Below are 16578 nucleotides of genomic sequence, written 5' to 3'. Positions count from 1 at the left end.
AAACATGACACATGATCTGCGTGTCCGCTTTGAGGACATGGGCCGGAAACTGGCCGAGAAACCGCATCTGAAGCGGCTCGGTGCGCTGTTTTCCGAAACCGTCCTGATCGAGATCGACGGCAACGAATATTACCTCGCCTTTCACCGTGGAGACCTGGAGCGCGTGACCGAAGGGCCGAGCCGCCAGACTCCGTGGCGGTTTGCGATCCGCACCGACGCCGAGGCACTCGACAAATTCTGGCAGCCGATCCCTGAGCCGTCGTTTCATGACATCTTCGGCTTTGTCAAAACCGGGCGTGGACGGATCGAAGGCGACATTCTCGTGCTGGTGAAAAACCTGCGTTTCTTCAAAGAATTCATGGCGCTTGGTCGCCCAGAGGAGGCCGCAGCATGAGCGCGCAACCTGCATATGAACCGATCATCGGCCGCTATGTGACCATCGAGGTCCAAGGCCGCAGCTACCGCGTTTTTGTCGAAGAGGCGGGCCAAGGCCAGCCGGTGATCTGTTTTCACACCGCCGGCGCCGACAGCCGCCAGTGGCGCCACATCATGAACGATGCGGAGCTGACCGCCAATTACCGCTTCATCGCGCCTGACATGCCGTGGCATGGCAAAAGCCTGCCGCCCGAGGGGTTCGAGGAAGAGGAATATCTTTTGACCACCGAGGTCTATGTCGAGACCGTGTTGAAACTGGTCGAAGCGTTGGCGCTGGAAAACCCGATCTACGCGGGCTGCTCCATGGGCGGGCGCATTGCACTGCAACTGGCGCTCAACAATCCGGAACCGTTCAAAGGGTTCATCGCCATCGAGGCTTCGGATTTCCAACCGGCCTGGTATGACATCGACTGGTTCCACCGCCCCGATGCGCATGGTGGCGAAATGGGCGCCGCTCTGGTGTCCGCCAATATCGCGCCACAGGGTCCGAAGGCCGAGCGCTGGAACACCCAGTGGATGTTCATGCAATCGGGTCCCGGCGTGTTCCGCGGTGATCTGAATTTCTACACCAAAGACGACAGTCTCGTTGGCAAACTGGGCGGCATCGACACCTCAGAGAAACCCGTGCACATCATGGTCGGCACCTACGACATGACCTGCACACCAGAGGATGCCAAACGCACGGCGGATCAGATCCCCGGCGCGACCCTTGCCGTGATGGAGGGGATCGGGCATTTTCCGATGAGCGAAAACCCCGCCACCTTCCGCCCGCATTTCGTCGAAGCCCTCGCGAAAATGGGATAAGGTGGCCTTAGAGGGCCTCTCTTGGAATTCAAACGTCTGAAATACTTTATCGCCGTGGCCGAAGAACTTCACTTCGGCCGCGCCGCGACACGCCTCGGAATGGCGCAGCCGCCGCTGTCGCGCCAGGTGGCGGCACTCGAGGATCAGCTGGGCGTCAAACTCTTTGATCGCAGCCGCAATCAGGTGCGCCTGACCGAAGCGGGCGAAGTGCTTTTGGATCGCGCCCGCAACATCCTCGCCAATCTCGACAGCGCTTACCGCGAGGCCACCCTGATCGGCCAAGGCGGCGCCGGGCGGCTCAGAATTGCCTTTGTCGGCTCCGCGACCCACGGCCCGCTACCGACTCTGATCAAATCCTACCGCTCTCATTATCCGGACGTCGATCTTTCGCTCTCCTCGATGAACAACGCCGAGCTAGAACGTGCATTGATCCAACGCGACATCGACATCGCCGTGGCCCGCCCGCATCTGGCAAGCGCAGAAGATCTACGCTCCACCGAGCTTTTTTCAGAACCTCTCATACTGGCCCTGCCCGACGGCTCCGCCCATGCCCGTAGCCCCAAACCCGTTCGGCTGAGCATGCTAAAAGACGAGACCTTTGTGCTCTACCCGCGCCGCCCGCGCCCGTCTTTTGCGGACTTCATTCTCCGTACCTGCGCCGAGGAAGGATTTTCCCCCAAAGATCAGATCTTCGCGCAGGACTATCAGACCGCGATCTCTCTCGTCGCGGTAGGCGTCGGTCTGGCCGTGGTGCCCGAGAGCGTGTCGCACTCGCCGCGCTCCGGCGTCACCTATCGCCCCTACGAAGGCCACAACCCCGGCACGCGCCTGACCGCACACGCCCGCCTCGACAATCGCAAGCCGCAGGTCATGAATTTCTTTTCCCTGCTGCAAAAGTTTACCCGACGGGCATCCTGATCCGAGACACATGAACCTCTCACGGTCTCTGAAATCGGGCATGTTCACCTCCCCGCTTTTCGTCGCACCGCATTGCGGGTAACATCCCCTCATGTCTGCGCCCGCGCCCCTCTCCCGTGACATCGACCCCGACAGGATGATCGCCTGCCCGGCCTGCGATGCCTTGCTCGTCGACCGGGATGTGGCGATGGGGGACACCGCCACCTGTCCGCGTTGTCATACGGTGATTGAGGCGCCGCGTCCCTTGGCAATGACCCGGATCATCATGCTGGCGCTGGCCGCCCTGATTCTGATGATCGCCGCCGTGTTCTTTCCGTTTCTGGAACTGGGGGCTGCGGGCATGGTGCGGCGCAGTTCCCTATTGGACACGGTGATGGCCTTTGCCACCGGACTGACGGCGCCTCTGACCATCGCTATGGCTGCACTGATCGTCATCCTCCCCGTGACACGGTTTCTTGCCCTCCTATATGTCTTGGGACCAATGGCCTTTGGATGGCACCCTGCACGTCATGCGTCAGGGGCCTTTCGACTGGCCGAAACCCTGCGTCCTTGGGCCATGGCGGAGGTGTTCATCGTTGGCGTCGCCGTCGCATTGGTGAAAGTGGCGGGGCTGGCGCATGTCTCTTTGGGGCCTGCGTTTTGGGCCTTCGTGGCCCTCGTGATCGTGACCGTATTGAAAGACAATTTTATGAGCAGAGTGACCGTTTGGAAAACGCTGGAAGCCCGTCGCCCATCCTGACCGCGCGCGACGCGGGTCTTGTCGGCTGCACGCAATGCGGCAAGGTGCATCTGCCCGGTGTGGTGGAGTGCACGCGCTGTGGGGCTGCTCTGCACCGACGCGCCATTTCCGATCTGCAAAAGGTCTGGGCCTGGCTCATCGCCGGGCTCGTTGTCTATATCCCCGCCAATCTTTACCCGATGCTCTCCACCGCGAGCCTTGGCCACACCACGGAAAACACCATTCTGGGCGGCGTGATAGAGTTGATGAATCATGGTTCCTACGGGGTGGCTGTGATCGTCTTTGTCGCCTCCATCGTCATTCCTGTGGCCAAGTTCATCGCCATCGGCTTTCTCGCTCTGACCGTGACCCGCCGCGTGAAAATGTCCGCGCATCGCCGTCATATTCTGTTCGAAGTGGTTGAATTCATCGGGCGATGGTCGATGATCGACGTGTTTGTTGTCGCCATCCTCTCCTCTCTGGTAAGGCTGGATTTTGCCGCGACGATCACGCCGGGGATTGCCGCGGTCAGCTTTGCACTGTCCGTGGCCTTTACGATGATTGCGGCGCTGAGTTTTGATGAACGCCTGATTTGGGATGCGAGTGAGAATGAGCCAAGAGACTGAAAACACCCCGCCAAACGGCCCGTCCGATATGGTGATCTCGCCCCCCAAACGCAGCTTTTGGCGCAATCTCTCTTATGTCTGGCTCGTGCCCTTCGCGGCCCTCGTGGTGACGCTGTTCATCGCTTGGCAAAGCTGGGCGGAGCGCGGGCAGCGGATCGAGATTCTGTTTGAGAACGCAGCCGGCATCACCGCAGACGAAACCACCCTGCGCTATCGCGACGTCGAAATCGGTATCGTCGAGGATGTGACCTTTGCCCCCGATCTGGCCTCTGTCGTCGTTGGCGCGCGGATCGACCGCACGGTCGCCGCGTCGCTGCCCGAAGATGCGCGGTTTTGGATCGTTCAGCCCGAGGTTTCCGCGAGCGGCATCACCGGCCTCTCCACCGTGCTTTCGGGTGCCTACATCCAAGCCGCCTTTGATCCTGCGCCCGAAGCGAAAGCGACGCGGTTCACGGGCCTTGAGGAGACGCCCCTGATCCTGCCCGGAATGCGCGGCACGAAAGTGACGCTCCGCACCGAATCCGGCACTCAGCTCATCCCCGGTGCCCCGATCTTTCACCAAGGCATCGAGGTCGGCAAAATCGAAACCCCGCGCCTGATGGATGGCGGCGAGGGAGTCATCGTAGATGCGTTCATCAACGCGCCCTATGACCTCCGCCTGACGAACGCGACTCGGTTTTGGCAGGTCTCCGGCTTTTCCGTCAACATCGGCCCTAGCGGGCTAAACCTTTCCGTTGGCTCCATCGCCAGCCTCCTGCGTGGCGGCATCGCCTTTGACACGGTGGTCTCCGGCAGCGAACCGGTCCGCACCGGCCAGATTTTCGACCTGTATGACGACGAAGACAGCGCGCGTGCCAGTGTGTTCCGCGAGGACATCGAGAACCCGGTCGATTTGACCGTCGAGTTCGACGAATCCGTCAGCGGCCTGACCGCAGGCTCCTCGGTGGTCTACAAGGGCGTAAAAATCGGGACCGTGTCCTTCCTTGGCGCCTTCATCGAAGAACGCAACGACACGCAAGAGGTCGTATTGCGCTCGGTGATCTCGATCGATCCGCAGCGTTTGGGCCTCAAGGCCGACGCCCCCGCAGCCGAGGTGATCGCCTTTTTCTCTAATGCGGTCAAAAACGGTCTGCGGGCGCGTTTGGCGACGCAGAGTATTTTTAGCCGCTCCCTCGTAGTCGAACTGGTAGAACTGCCCGACGCCGCACCAGACACTTTGGGCATTTTCGCGGAAACCGCGCCACTTTTGCCTTCTGTGGCCTCCGACCTGCCGGACGTGGGCGCCACCGCCGAAGGGTTGTTGCAACGCGTGAACGATCTGCCGGTTGAAGAGCTTTTGGATCAGACCATCGCGACATTGGCAGCTGTGGAAAGCCTTGCGGGTGACGAAAACCTGCGCGCTGCGCCCGACGCCTTTGTCGCGCTTCTGGATGACGCTCGCGGTTTAATCGGAAGCCCGGAGACCCAAGCGTTGCCTGCAGAATTGAACACCGCCGTCTCGGAACTGCGTGCCGTGGCCGAACAGTTGCGCCAAGCCGATGCGGTGAACCGCCTTGTCGCAGCCCTTGATGCCGCCGAGGAGGCCGCAACCTCTGTCACGGATGTCGCGGCCAATATCGACACAGCGACAGAAGCCCTGCCCGCTCTGATTGAGGATTTGCAGGCACTTACCCAAAAAGCCAATGCGCTTGAGGTTGAACAATTCTTGGCCGCCGCTTCCGCGTTTCTCGAGGGGGCGGATCGCCTGATCGACACGCCGGACATGCGCGCCCTTCCGGCCAGCCTGACTGGCGCTCTGGATGAGGCCCGAGAGGCTTTGGCAGAACTGCGCGAGGGCGGATTGATCGAGAACACCAATGCGACGCTGGCGTCTGCGCGCGAAGCGGCCTCGGCGGTCGAGGATGCAACGGCGAACCTGCCGGAGTTGTCGCGGCGGATCGAGGCGCTTGTGGCCGAGGCGGAGCGCACCCTGTCCGAGTACGGCGCGCAATCCAGCTTCAACCGCGAGACAATTTCATCGCTGCGCGAAGTGCGCGCCGCAGCAGAAGCGCTCAGCAAACTCGCCCGCGCCATCGAGCGCAATCCCAATTCCCTCTTGTTTGGACGGTGATCACTATGGTTCGTTTTCTTCCCCTCGCTTTTCTGGCCCTCACCGCCTGTGGCGGCACCGAACCGCGCTATTTGATCGACAGCGCGCCCGCCGAGACCGCGCAGGTGCAGATGCAGGTGGCGACGCTGGAGATCCGCGAGGTCTCCCTGCCCGCTTATGCCGAAGAGTCGCAGATTTTGATCGAGGGCGCGGATGGTGCATTGACGCCCTTGGACAACGCGCTATGGGCAGACGAGCCACGCCGCGCCGTGACCCTACGTCTGGCGGAAGCCATTTCGCGTGGCGGGTCTGCCACTGTCGCGGCCGAACCCTGGCCGCTTGAAACGCCTGCGCAGGCCGCCGTGCATGTGCAGGTCTCCGATATGGTGGCGCGCACATCCGGACAATTTGACCTGAAAGGCCAGTTTGCGATTTCCTCTTATGACCATGTTGTGCGAGAACGGATCAGACGGTTCGACATCACGGTGCCGATGCCGGATGCCAGCCCGGCAGGCATCGCCCGCGCCTCGGGCCAAGCGCTGCAAAATTTGGCACAAGAGATCACCCAAGAGCTGCGTCGGTGATTTGTCCCCGATTAATTCCCTGTCAAGCGCTATCTATATATTGACACCAGACCACCTCAGGAAGCTATATGATGTTGCTTCGGTTCCATCGACTCGCGTTGGTGGCTAAGAGGGAAGATCGGTGAAAATCCGGCGCTACCCCCGTAACTGTAAGCGGTGAGCGAGGCTGAAAACGCCACTGGGGCCGCCCTTTGAAAGGGTTCCTGGGAAGGCCAGTCAAGCCATGATCCGCGAAGTCAGGAGACCTGCCAAAGCGGAACAGAACCACGAACGGAGGGTTCGGGGGCGCGGGGTTTTCCGCTGTCCTCGGCACTAAGACAGAGGACAGAGAGCAATGACCGTTGAAACCGCAACCGACACCATCATCGTCTATTCCAAACCCGCCTGTGTGCAATGCACCGCCACGACGCGCGCACTTGACGCCAAAGGCATCAGCTACGATGTGATCGACCTGACCCAAGACGACGACGCCATGTCCCATGTGACCGGCCTCGGCTACCGTCAGGCGCCTGTTGTCGTCGCCGGTGACGATCACTGGTCCGGCTTCCGCCCCGACATGATCGCACGCCTGTCCTGAGTTGATCCGATGTCAGACGTGTGTCCAGAACCGGCGCTGCCAAGCTGCTTTCCGGATATCGTCTATTACTCCTCGAGCTCGGGCAATACGGTGCGGTTCATTGATAGGCTTGGCCTTCCGGCGAAACGCATTCCGATCTCTCCAAAAGACACAAGGCCGGTGATTGACCGGCCTTTCGTCCTGATCTGTCCGACCTATGCGGATGGCGAGGGGCGCGGCGCGGTTCCGAAACAGGTGATCCGCCTCTTGAACGATCCCGACACCCGCGCACTGCTGCGTGGCGTTATCGGGGCCGGAAATCGAAATTTCGGCACTTTGTTTGCCAGCGCGGGCGATGTGATCGCCCGGAAATGCAATGTCCCGCTCTTGTACAAATTCGAGCTGGCGGGATTTGACAACGACATCGCGCGGGTTCGCGCCGGATTGGAAAAAATGGGCCGGAACCTCGGCCTCGCACAAATGGGGGATGCGCCATGCTCGACGATGGCTTGAAGAGCGGCCTAAACGGCACCACGGATTATCACGCGCTCAACGCGATGCTCAATCTCTACGACGAGAACGGGCATATCCGCTTTGAAGCCGACCGCATGGCGGCACGTCAGTATTTCCTGCAGCATGTGAACCAGAACACCGTGTTCTTTCACTCGCTCGACGAGAAACTCGGCTATCTCGTCGAGGAAGGGTATTACGAGGCGGAGGTTCTGGACCAATATTCCAAGAACTTCATGCGCAAGATCTGGGACGAGGCCTATGCCAAGAAATTCCGCTTCCCGACCTTCTTGGGCGCTTTCAAATATTACACGTCTTACACGCTGAAAACCCGCGACGGACAGCGGTTTCTTGAGCGCTACGAGGACCGCGTGGTGATGACCGCGCTGGCTCTGGCGCGCGGCGACGAAGCGCTGGCTTTGTCCTTCATGGACGAAATGCTGTCCGGTCGGTTCCAGCCCGCGACGCCCACGTTCCTGAACGCCGGCAAGAAATCCCGTGGCGAGCTGATCTCCTGCTTCCTTTTGCGTCTCGAAGACAACATGGAAAGCATCGGTCGCGGCATCAACTCCGCGCTGCAACTGTCGAAACGCGGTGGCGGTGTGGCGCTTTTGCTGACCAACATCCGTGAACATGGCGCGCCGATCAAAGGCATCGAGAACCAGTCTTCGGGCGTCATTCCGGTGATGAAGCTCCTCGAAGACAGCTTTTCCTACGCCAACCAGTTGGGTGCACGTCAGGGTGCCGGTGCCGTTTACCTGAACGCGCACCACCCGGACATCATGCGATTTTTGGACACCAAACGCGAAAACGCCGACGAGAAAATCCGCATCAAGACGCTGTCTCTCGGCGTGGTAATCCCCGACATCACCTTTGAACTCGCCAAGAAAAACGCCGATATGTATCTCTTCTCCCCGCATGACGTGGAAAAGGTTTACGGCGTGCCCTTCTCTGAAATCTCAGTGACCGAGAAATACGAGGAGATGGTGGACGACAAACGCATCCACAAGAAAAAGATCAACGCGCGGGCCTTCTTCCAGACCATTGCAGAGATTCAGTTCGAGAGCGGCTATCCCTACATCATGTTCGAAGACACCGTGAACCGGATGAATCCGATCGCGGGCCGGATCAATATGTCGAACCTCTGTTCCGAGATTTTGCAGGTCAACGAGGCCTCTGAGTTCAACGACGACCTGTCCTACAGCCACCTCGGCACCGATATTTCGTGCAACCTCGGCTCGCTCAACATCGCGAAAACCATGGATGGCAAGGATCTGGGCCAGAGCGTCGGCACCGCAGTGCGTGCCCTGACCGCCGTGTCGGAAATGTCCGCGATTGACTCTGTGCCGTCGATCCGTCGCGGCAATGACGAAAGCCATGCCATCGGCCTCGGCCAGATGAACCTGCACGGCTTTTTGGCCCGCGAGCACATCCATTACGGCAGCCCCGAAGGCGTCGAATTCACCTCCGTCTATTTCGCCGCTGTCGCCTATCACGCGATCCGCGAGAGCAACGCTTTGGCGCGCGAACATGGTGAGAGCTTCAAAGGCTTTGCCGACAGTGATTACGCCAATGGCAGCTTCTTCGACAAATACACCGACCGCGATTGGTTGCCGGAAAGCGACACCGTAAAAGCGCTCTTCGAAGGCATGGACCTGCCGACCCGCGAAGACTGGGCGAACCTCAAAGAAGCGGTGATGAAGGACGGGCTCTACAACCGCAACCTTCAAGCCGTGCCGCCGACGGGGTCTATCTCCTATATCAACAATTCGACCTCTTCGATCCATCCGATTGTGTCGAAAGTTGAGATTCGTAAAGAGGGCAAGATCGGTCGCGTCTATTACCCGGCCGCCTTCATGAACAACGAAAACCTCGAATACTACCGCGATGCCTATGAGATCGGGCCGGAAGCCCTGATCGACACCTATGCGGCCGCCACGGAACACGTCGATCAGGGCCTGTCCCTGACGCTGTTCTTCCCGGCAGAGGCCACCACGCGCGACATCAACAAAGCGCAGATTTACGCGTGGAAAAAAGGCATCAAGACCATCTATTACATCCGCTTGCGTCAGGCCGCCCTTGAGGGCACCGAGGTGCAAGGCTGCGTGTCCTGCACGCTGTAAGGGGAGCCAAGACTATGAAAGATATGACCGATCTGCGCATCCCGCGCGCCATCAACTGGAACCGCTTGGAAGACGACAAGGACCTCGAGGTCTGGAACCGTCTGACGGTAAACTTCTGGCTGCCGGAGAAAGTGCCACTGTCGAACGACATTCCGAGCTGGGCGACGCTCAAGGATTTCGAGAAAACCCTGACGATCCGAGTGTTTACCGGCCTCACGCTGTTGGACACGATCCAGAACACCGTCGGCGCGCCGTCTCTGATGCCCGATGCGGTGACGCCGCATGAAGAGGCCGTTCTGACCAACGTCGCCTTCATGGAAGCGGTGCACGCGCGATCCTATTCCTCGATCTTCTCGACGCTATGCTCGACGAAAGAGGTGGACGAGGCCTTCCGCTGGTCCGAAGAGAACCCGCATCTGCAAGCCAAGGCGCGGGCCATTTTGGAGACCTACGCACCCGGAAACGATCCGCTGAAACGCAAGATCGCCTCCGTGTTCCTCGAAAGCTTCCTGTTCTATTCGGGCTTCTACCTGCCGATGTATTGGTCGTCGCGCGCGAAGCTGACGAACACCGCCGACCTCATCCGGCTGATCATCCGCGACGAGGCGGTGCATGGCTATTACATCGGCTATAAATTCCAGCGCGGCATGGAGAAGCTGCCGGAGGCCGAGCAACAGGCGCTCAAGGACTATGCCTATAGCCTGTTGTTCGAGCTTTATGAGATCGAAAACCAATATACCGAAGAGCTTTATGACGAGATCGGCCTGACCGAGGACGTCAAAACCTTCCTGCATTACAACGCCAACAAGGCGCTGCAAAACCTTGGCTTCGAGGCGCTGTTCCCGCCGGAGGTTTCCGAGGTGAACGCCGCCATTCTCGCCGCGCTGAGCCCCGACAGCGAGAACCACGACTTCTTCTCCGGGTCTGGCTCCAGCTACGTGATCGGCAAGGCGGTCGCGACCGAGGACGAAGACTGGGATTTCTGATCTCGGGCATCGCAGACACAAAAACGGCAGGCCACAACAGCCTGCCGTTTTTCATTTGTTATGTATCCTCTTAGCGGATCGCCAGACCAGCCTCGTCAAACAGATGCGTGCGGCCCTCACCGAATTTCAGCCCGACCTTTTCACCCGGCTGATGCGGCGCATCGCCCAGATCACGAATGGTCATCTGACCCGCGCCATTCTCTGCATCAACGATGATGTAGGTGTCGGCGCCCAAGTATTCGACCACATCCACCGTGCCATCGAGATCGCCCTCGCCGGGGGCAACGATGGCGATATGTTCCGGGCGAATGCCCAAGTCCTTACCCTTGTCGCCCAGACCCAATGAGGTCGCCGGAATGACGTTCATCTTGGGCGAGCCAATGAACTGCGCCACGAAGAGGTTGCCGGGGCGTTCGTAAAGCTCTTTCGGTGTGCCGACCTGTGCAATCTTGCCCGCTTCCAACACAACGATACGGTCGGCGAGCGTCATCGCCTCGACCTGATCGTGGGTCACATAGATCATCGTGGATTTCAGCGAGCGGTGCAGTTTCGCAAGCTCGTAGCGCATCTCGACCCGCAGCGCAGCGTCCAAATTCGAGAGCGGTTCGTCAAAGAGAAACGCCGTCGGATCGCGCACGATGGAGCGGCCAATGGCGACACGTTGCCGTTGCCCCCCAGAAAGGTCTTTCGGACGGCGATCGAGGTAGTCATCGAGCTTCAAAACCCGCGCGGCCTCGTCGACCTTTTGCTTGATCACATCCTTCGGCTCACCGGCGGCTTTGAGCGCAAAGCCCACATTGTCGCGCACCGACATATGCGGGTAGAGCGCGTAGCTTTGGAACACCATCGCCAGTCCCCGCTTCGACGGTGGTTCGGCGGTGGCGTCACGCTCACCCACGAAAATCTTGCCGCGTGAGGTCTCTTCGAGGCCCGCGATCATCCGCAAAAGCGTAGATTTACCGCACCCGGACGGCCCCACGAAAATGATGAATTCGCCCTCGTCGATCTTCAGATCGACGCCCTTGATCACCTGCACATCGCCGAACCATTTCTCGACGGCCTGTAGCTCAATGCTCGACATAGCTTACTCCTTCTCTGCCGTTACCGGAGTGCGGTTCAGACCGCACCAAGTGAGCCAGACGGCAGCCGTCCAGCCAAAGGAGGCCCCGCCGCAGGGCGTGCCATCCATCGGATCGTAATATTCCCAAAAGCCACCGCCCTCGATCAGCCGGGCGGTCTCGTCGCGCAGTCGTGCTTCGGCCTCTGTGCGGCCCATGTCCTTGAGCCCCATGGCGATGAGCGAATTGACCACCGGCCATGTCGGCCCACGCCAATAGCGCCGTGGCTCGAACCGTTCACTGTCCGGGTCGGCGGAGGGGATGCCGTAAGTGACCTTATCCCAAATCCGCGCGAAATGGGCGTCCAAGGCCGGGCGCGAGACGCCCGCGAGATAGGACAGAAACGCGCCCGACCCCAAGACATTCGCGAACTTGCCGGTCCGCATGTCATAAGCATCGAACCAGCCCTTTTCGGCGTTCCACATCTTGTCGAGCCCCTCGCGAAGCTGCGCCTCTTGCGCCTGCAATGTGGTAACGTCCTCACTCAAGATGCGGCCCAAAGCGATGAGATCGGAAAACGCCCGCAGGAGCACAAAAGTGATCCCAGGATCGGCCATGAGGAAGGGCCCGTTTTCGACCATCTCGCGGTCGTCCCAATTCACGGAACGGCCAAAGGCCAGGATCGCCAGATAGCGGTCGTAATCCCATTTCTGCGGGCGCTCCTCCACCTTCACGTGGGTGGTGTCGCGGCGCAAATAGGGGTCATCCTCGTTGATCGCGATGGCCTCCATGCCGAGGTCCCAATCCGGACAATTGTCCCGCCCGCTCTCCCACGGATGGATGATCGCAACAGGCCCGTCTTTGCAGCGCTCCCTGATCCACCAATCGTGCCAAGCGACCAGTTTCGGATAGAGGGTTTTGACATGCGACAGCCCCGCCTCAGGGTTCTTCTCGTAGATTTTCCGAATGAGCGTCGCGGCCACAGGCGGCTGCGAAATGCCCGAGGTCGGCGGCTCATGGGTCGCGCCCCAGACCTTCGGCCCCGGAAAGTAATCCGGGTCGACCTTGTGGAAAATGATATGCGGCACCATGCCGGTGTCCCATTGCGAGGCGAACAGCAGATGCACCTCCTGCCAAGCCCGCGCCAAGTCGAATGTGGCATAGCCCCAGGCCGAGAACATGCTGTCCCAGTTCCACTGATAGGGATAAAGCCGTGCGGTCGGGATGGTATAGCCGCCGCGATCATTGCCCAAGAGGACATCGCGGGCGGCTTGGTCGATGGGGTTTTGAAACGTCATCCTTTCACACTCCCCGCCGTCAGGCCCTTGGTCATGAATTTTTCCAGCCCCAAGAACAGCGCCATGATCGGCACGGTGGCGATCACCGAACCAGCCATGAGGTGTTGCCGTGGAATTTCCGACGAGTTGAGCGAGGCGATGCCGCGCGTCAGGGTGAATTTCGACGGATCATCCAAGAGCATGAAGGCCAAGAGGAACTCGTTCCATGCGATCATGAAAACGTAAAGCGACACGGAGGCGAGCGCGGGCAAGCTGAGCGGTAGGGTAATCTTCAAGATCACCTGTAGCCGCGAGAGCCCGTCCATCAACCCCGCCTCCTCGATTTCTGCGGGCAGGCCGCGGAAGTAGCCTTGCAGCATATACAAAGCCACAGGGATCGTTGTCACCGGGTAGATCATGACGATGCCGGTGATCGAATTGCGCAGTCCCATCATCGAAAAGGCGATGTAGATCGGCAGCGCCAGAACGATCATCGGCACCATGTAGATCAAGAGGATAGACCGCGAAAACGCCGCCTGCCCTCGGAACCTCAGCCGCGCGACGGCATAAGCGCCGGGGATCGCGAACAACAGCGTGATGAACACGGTCAGCACAGAAATGTAGAACGACGTCCACATATAGGAGCCGAAATTGAACTCCGTGATCAGTTCGACATAGGACCGGAACAGACCCCAGCCCTGTGACAGATCAATGGAGAAATCCAAGGGGTTCTGCATCAGTTGCGCCTGATTTTTCAGGCTGGTCATCACCATCACATAGAACGGAATGACCACGATGGCGGTGAAGAAGATATAGCCAAACCCCTTGAGCGTGCGGATCACCGCTTCCTCGAACTCATGGCGCGTCAGCGCGCCCATGGTCAATTCCTCGACGAAGACCTTGAGAGGCCAACCGATGCCGATGCCCATGAACACAGCCGCCGCGACGCGCGCCACAGAGGACACGTTGCCAGTCAAAACCGGACCGATCCCAAGCGACAGGGCAATAAAATAGACCACGGAGAGCACGGCAGAGGCGACCAAAGTCGTCCCGCCCCAGACAAGCGCCAATCCAGTGGGAATCCCAAAGATAACAGACCATGTCAGAGAGGGCCGGAACGCCTCGCCGGTGGCGAAACTCATCGCCACGGCGACGGTCACCGCGATGACGAAGGTCCACAAAACGCCCAAGGCGGGGCCGGTGAGATATCCAAAACGGAGGTGCTTCATAGCCCTTCCTCCTTCGACATGAATTTGAAGAAGAACACGGAGAACAAAAGCAGACAGGCGAATATCACCACGGCCACCGCAGCGCCCGCGCCGATGTTCGACACTGCAAAGGCCTGTTCATAGACATTCACGGTCAAAACTCGCGTTCCCGCGTTGCCGCCAGTCAAAAGGAAAATGTCGTCGAATTTGTTGAACGTCCAAATGAAGCGCAACAGGAAGAGCACCGACAAAATACCCAAAAGCTGCGGCATGCTGAGATACCAGAATTGCTGGAACGGCGAGGCACCATCCATGTCGGCCGCCTCATACATATCGGTCGAGATCGACTGCATCCGGGCGAGGATGAACAAGAAAGACAGCGGGAAATAGCGCCAGATCTCGAAAAGCGTCACCATGATCAATGCCAAAGGCCGCTCGCCAAAGAAGTTGATCGCCTGATCCGTCACCCCCATCTGCACCAAAAGCGCGTTGGCGGAGCCGGAGAAGGGATCGAAGAGCAAAATCCATGCGAAGGCCACCGCAATCACCGGCGCCACATAGGGAAAAAGGTAAAGCCCGCGCAGAATGCCTTGGCCCTTGAAGGAGTGATTGAGCAACATGGAGGCGAAAAGCCCCATGACCAGCGCCCCCACCGTGCCGAAGACCGTGTAAAATAGGGTTACTCCAAGGACGTTAAAGAACTCGCCGCCGTCAAATACGGACACAAAATTCTTCAATGTAAATTCACCATTGGTGAGCACGAAAGAGGCTTTGCCATCGACTTCAACCGGCGTGTCCTCGACATCGCCATCCGTATCGAACCACGCCTGCTCGGTCACGACAGGGATATTCAGCGTCTCACGATAGCCGCCCTCCCAATCGCCCAGATCACAGGACAAAATCCCCTCGGCGATCTGACAACGCGGGTCCAACTCACCCGCGAGCGCGAGACCCTCGGGCCAGCTGTCTTCCAAGGTCACGCCAGTGATTTCGGAACTCGGAGACGAGTTGCGCAGCCGGTATCGGAGCGTCGCCTCGTCGCCCGGTGCCGCAGGGCGCCCACGCAGGTCTTCGCGCACAACCGTTTCCGGTGCCCGCAAATCCGACAGTGAGACGGGTTTCACGGAAATCCAGAAGATCGCCAGAAGCGGCAGAATTACGACCAGTGAAACGGCTAAAATCGTAGGGGTCAAAAGCCCCCAAGCGAGGCGCGCTTCGGAACGGGCCAAAGGCCCGGCCCCGCGCGGAGGTCCGATGTCCGACATGGAAAACTCCCTGTCTGTTCTGAAAGAGAGGGGGTGCGTGAGCCGCACCCCCGATAAGCGCTTATTCGATCGCGCCCAGTTCGGCGTTCATCTCGGCCACGGCAGCGGCCGCGTCGATTTCACCGTCGATATATTCGCGCACCACGCGGTTGATGACCTGAGAGTTGATCATCTTGGACGCGAGCGTCAGTTGACCTTCGGTCACACCCCAACGCTGCGCCACGTCAAGGCCACCAACGATCTCGTCGATCATGTCCTGCGCATAAAGCTCACCCAGCGGCGCTTTGCGGTCGACGCCGGCGGGAAGCTCGGCCCATGCCTTTGAGAACAGCTCAGGATCATCAGCCGTGCCACGACGCACCGGGAACTTGCCCTCAGGTGCGATGGACAGCGTCTGGGTATAGCCCTCATCCATGGAATACATCACGAATTGCTCTGCAGCGTCGGTATCCGCATCCGACGTGATGCCGAAATAGCGGATGTCGCCCCAGGCCGCGCCGTCCGGGTTGGACGGACCGGAGAAGGTCGTCACAATGCCGGTTTTCGAGGCCAGTTCGCCGGAGGTCGGATCATCGTTGATCGTGGGCGGAGCGCTGTCGCGTAGACCGGCCAACTCATCAAGGATAAAGGGCGACCAGATGATCATCGCCGCATTGCCAGAGAAGTAGAGCGTGCGGGACTGGTCCCAATAGAGATCACCCGGAGGCGAGGCTTCGGCTATAGCTTTATAGAAATCAAGCACTTCGGTGGTTTTCGCTTCATCAAGCGGAGCAAAACCGCCCTCGTTCACAGGGCTCACACCATTGGCGAGGAAAACATGTTCCAATACCTGCGACATAAAGTTTTCGTCCACCTTGGTCGCGGCAACGAAGCCATACATTTCCGGCGGGTTGTGGAGCTTTTCAAGTGCGGCTTCGACAGCGGCATAGGAGGTCGGTGCCTCAAGACCTGCCTCGTCGAAGAGGTCCTTGCGATAGACGATCATCTGGGTCCAGCCATCGACCGGCACGGAGGCATAGCCATCATCCATCGCCGCCATGCCCAGAGCGCCAGGGGCGAAGGTGTCGACACCCAGCTCTTCGATCACATCGGTGGCGGCATCCATATCAAGGATCCCCGCCTCAGCCCAAGGCAGCGCATATTGCAACGTGTGATAGATCACATCCGGCAAATCACCCGCAGCAAAGGCGGCGGTGGCCCGCGTGCCAAGCTCGGCCTCGGTCACCGGGATCACCTCAACAGCCGTGCCAGTTTGCTCTTCAAACGCCTTGGCCATCTCTTCTTGTTTCGCCAAACGATCCGGCTGTTCCTCGGTGGTCCAGAACCGCAACGTGTCGGCGCTCGCCGCAAAGCTGGTCAACGCGAGCGCGGTCGCCGCCGTTGTCAGAAGGATGTGTTTCTTGAGTGTCATCGCTCTCTCC

16 protein-coding genes and 1 riboswitch are annotated in these 16578 nt (G+C 59.5%); of the genes, 11 read left to right on the top strand and 5 right to left on the bottom strand.

All coding sequences use genetic code 11. The features are described 5' to 3' along the window. Positions 1 to 4: 4 nt before the first annotated feature. The 11 genes from J5Y17_RS09940 to nrdF all read left to right on the top strand — a co-directional run bounded on the left by J5Y17_RS09940 (position 5) and on the right by nrdF (position 10349). Positions 5 to 394 carry a hypothetical protein gene (locus J5Y17_RS09940; RefSeq protein WP_219785085.1) on the top strand — a complete coding sequence of 130 codons (390 nt, stop codon included), beginning with the start codon at positions 5 to 7 and terminating at the stop codon, positions 392 to 394. Continuing rightward, a complete protein-coding gene (locus tag J5Y17_RS09935; RefSeq protein WP_219785084.1) occupies positions 391 to 1239 on the top strand; it encodes an alpha/beta fold hydrolase in 849 nt (282 codons plus the stop codon). The genes J5Y17_RS09940 and J5Y17_RS09935 overlap by 4 nt, the downstream gene beginning before the upstream one ends. A 21-nt stretch (positions 1240 to 1260) precedes the next feature. Then, a complete protein-coding gene (locus J5Y17_RS09930; protein WP_219785083.1) occupies positions 1261 to 2157 on the top strand; it encodes a LysR substrate-binding domain-containing protein in 897 nt (298 codons plus the stop codon). A gap of 91 nt (positions 2158 to 2248) precedes the next feature. Further along, a complete protein-coding gene (locus tag J5Y17_RS09925) occupies positions 2249 to 2896 on the top strand; it encodes a paraquat-inducible protein A (RefSeq protein ID WP_219785082.1) in 648 nt (215 codons plus the stop codon). After that, positions 2863 to 3501 (top strand): paraquat-inducible protein A, encoded by a 639-nt coding sequence (locus J5Y17_RS09920; protein WP_219785081.1) that lies wholly within the window; start codon positions 2863 to 2865, stop codon positions 3499 to 3501. The genes J5Y17_RS09925 and J5Y17_RS09920 overlap by 34 nt, the downstream gene beginning before the upstream one ends. Beyond that, positions 3485 to 5611: an MlaD family protein gene (locus J5Y17_RS09915; RefSeq protein ID WP_255572001.1), complete on the top strand. Its 2127-nt coding sequence runs from the start codon at positions 3485 to 3487 to the stop codon at positions 5609 to 5611. Before J5Y17_RS09920 ends, J5Y17_RS09915 begins: the two co-directional genes overlap by 17 nt. 5 nt (positions 5612 to 5616) lie before the next feature. Beyond that, positions 5617 to 6174: a membrane integrity-associated transporter subunit PqiC gene (locus J5Y17_RS09910; protein WP_219785080.1), complete on the top strand. Its 558-nt coding sequence runs from the start codon at positions 5617 to 5619 to the stop codon at positions 6172 to 6174. A gap of 63 nt (positions 6175 to 6237) precedes the next feature. After that, positions 6238 to 6442, top strand: a riboswitch (cobalamin riboswitch). Positions 6443 to 6508: 66 nt separating this feature from the next. Beyond that, entirely contained in the window at positions 6509 to 6751 is a 243-nt protein-coding gene (gene nrdH / locus J5Y17_RS09905) for a glutaredoxin-like protein NrdH (protein ID WP_219785079.1), read from the top strand. A gap of 9 nt (positions 6752 to 6760) precedes the next feature. Further along, complete coding sequence (gene nrdI, locus J5Y17_RS09900) at positions 6761 to 7243, top strand: class Ib ribonucleoside-diphosphate reductase assembly flavoprotein NrdI (RefSeq protein ID WP_219785078.1); 483 nt, start codon at positions 6761 to 6763, stop codon at positions 7241 to 7243. Continuing rightward, positions 7225 to 9363, top strand: a complete 2139-nt coding sequence (gene nrdE, locus J5Y17_RS09895; protein WP_219785077.1) for a class 1b ribonucleoside-diphosphate reductase subunit alpha — start codon at positions 7225 to 7227, stop codon at positions 9361 to 9363. Before nrdI ends, nrdE begins: the two co-directional genes overlap by 19 nt. Before the next feature lie 14 nt (positions 9364 to 9377). Then, the gene (gene nrdF / locus J5Y17_RS09890; RefSeq protein ID WP_219785076.1) at positions 9378 to 10349 is read left to right on the top strand and encodes a class 1b ribonucleoside-diphosphate reductase subunit beta; all 972 of its coding nucleotides are present in this window, start codon (positions 9378 to 9380) and stop codon (positions 10347 to 10349) included. A gap of 70 nt (positions 10350 to 10419) precedes the next feature. Here nrdF and J5Y17_RS09885 read toward each other — a convergent pair whose 3' ends face one another. From J5Y17_RS09885 to J5Y17_RS09865, 5 genes are all read right to left on the bottom strand, one after another. Further along, a complete protein-coding gene (locus tag J5Y17_RS09885) occupies positions 10420 to 11430 on the bottom strand; it encodes an ABC transporter ATP-binding protein (protein WP_219785075.1) in 1011 nt (336 codons plus the stop codon). A gap of 3 nt (positions 11431 to 11433) precedes the next feature. Continuing rightward, on the bottom strand, positions 11434 to 12705 hold the full coding sequence (locus J5Y17_RS09880) for a hypothetical protein (protein ID WP_219785074.1): 1272 nt from the start codon (positions 12703 to 12705) through the stop codon (positions 11434 to 11436). Further along, positions 12702 to 13913 carry an ABC transporter permease subunit gene (locus J5Y17_RS09875; RefSeq protein ID WP_219785073.1) on the bottom strand — a complete coding sequence of 404 codons (1212 nt, stop codon included), beginning with the start codon at positions 13911 to 13913 and terminating at the stop codon, positions 12702 to 12704. Before J5Y17_RS09875 ends, J5Y17_RS09880 begins: the two co-directional genes overlap by 4 nt. After that, on the bottom strand, positions 13910 to 15157 hold the full coding sequence (locus tag J5Y17_RS09870; RefSeq protein ID WP_219785072.1) for a carbohydrate ABC transporter permease: 1248 nt from the start codon (positions 15155 to 15157) through the stop codon (positions 13910 to 13912). Before J5Y17_RS09870 ends, J5Y17_RS09875 begins: the two co-directional genes overlap by 4 nt. Before the next feature lie 61 nt (positions 15158 to 15218). After that, entirely contained in the window at positions 15219 to 16568 is a 1350-nt protein-coding gene (locus J5Y17_RS09865; RefSeq protein ID WP_219785071.1) for an ABC transporter substrate-binding protein, read from the bottom strand. Between the last annotated feature and the right edge of the window lie 10 nt (positions 16569 to 16578).

The sequence above is a fragment of the Celeribacter sp. PS-C1 genome, from assembly GCF_019429625.1.
Lineage (GTDB): Bacteria > Pseudomonadota > Alphaproteobacteria > Rhodobacterales > Rhodobacteraceae > Celeribacter.
This window is presented reverse-complemented; position numbering and strand designations above follow the sequence as displayed.

What these genes read in the sequence shown, in the direction of transcription:
- nrdF (WP_219785076.1), top strand. Translation starts at nt 9,378, where the DNA reads ATGAAAGATATGACCGATCTGCGCATCCCGCGCGCCATCAACTGGAAC.
- nrdH (WP_219785079.1), top strand. Translation starts at nt 6,509, where the DNA reads ATGACCGTTGAAACCGCAACCGACACCATCATCGTCTATTCCAAACCC.
- J5Y17_RS09885 (WP_219785075.1), bottom strand. Translation starts at nt 11,430, where the DNA reads ATGTCGAGCATTGAGCTACAGGCCGTCGAGAAATGGTTCGGCGATGTG.
- J5Y17_RS09935 (WP_219785084.1), top strand. Translation starts at nt 391, where the DNA reads ATGAGCGCGCAACCTGCATATGAACCGATCATCGGCCGCTATGTGACC.
- J5Y17_RS09940 (WP_219785085.1), top strand. Translation starts at nt 5, where the DNA reads ATGACACATGATCTGCGTGTCCGCTTTGAGGACATGGGCCGGAAACTG.
- J5Y17_RS09865 (WP_219785071.1), bottom strand. Translation starts at nt 16,568, where the DNA reads ATGACACTCAAGAAACACATCCTTCTGACAACGGCGGCGACCGCGCTC.
- J5Y17_RS09915 (WP_255572001.1), top strand. Translation starts at nt 3,485, where the DNA reads ATGAGCCAAGAGACTGAAAACACCCCGCCAAACGGCCCGTCCGATATG.
- J5Y17_RS09910 (WP_219785080.1), top strand. Translation starts at nt 5,617, where the DNA reads ATGGTTCGTTTTCTTCCCCTCGCTTTTCTGGCCCTCACCGCCTGTGGC.
- nrdI (WP_219785078.1), top strand. Translation starts at nt 6,761, where the DNA reads ATGTCAGACGTGTGTCCAGAACCGGCGCTGCCAAGCTGCTTTCCGGAT.
- J5Y17_RS09870 (WP_219785072.1), bottom strand. Translation starts at nt 15,157, where the DNA reads ATGTCGGACATCGGACCTCCGCGCGGGGCCGGGCCTTTGGCCCGTTCC.
- J5Y17_RS09880 (WP_219785074.1), bottom strand. Translation starts at nt 12,705, where the DNA reads ATGACGTTTCAAAACCCCATCGACCAAGCCGCCCGCGATGTCCTCTTG.
- J5Y17_RS09875 (WP_219785073.1), bottom strand. Translation starts at nt 13,913, where the DNA reads ATGAAGCACCTCCGTTTTGGATATCTCACCGGCCCCGCCTTGGGCGTT.
- J5Y17_RS09925 (WP_219785082.1), top strand. Translation starts at nt 2,249, where the DNA reads ATGTCTGCGCCCGCGCCCCTCTCCCGTGACATCGACCCCGACAGGATG.
- nrdE (WP_219785077.1), top strand. Translation starts at nt 7,225, where the DNA reads ATGCTCGACGATGGCTTGAAGAGCGGCCTAAACGGCACCACGGATTAT.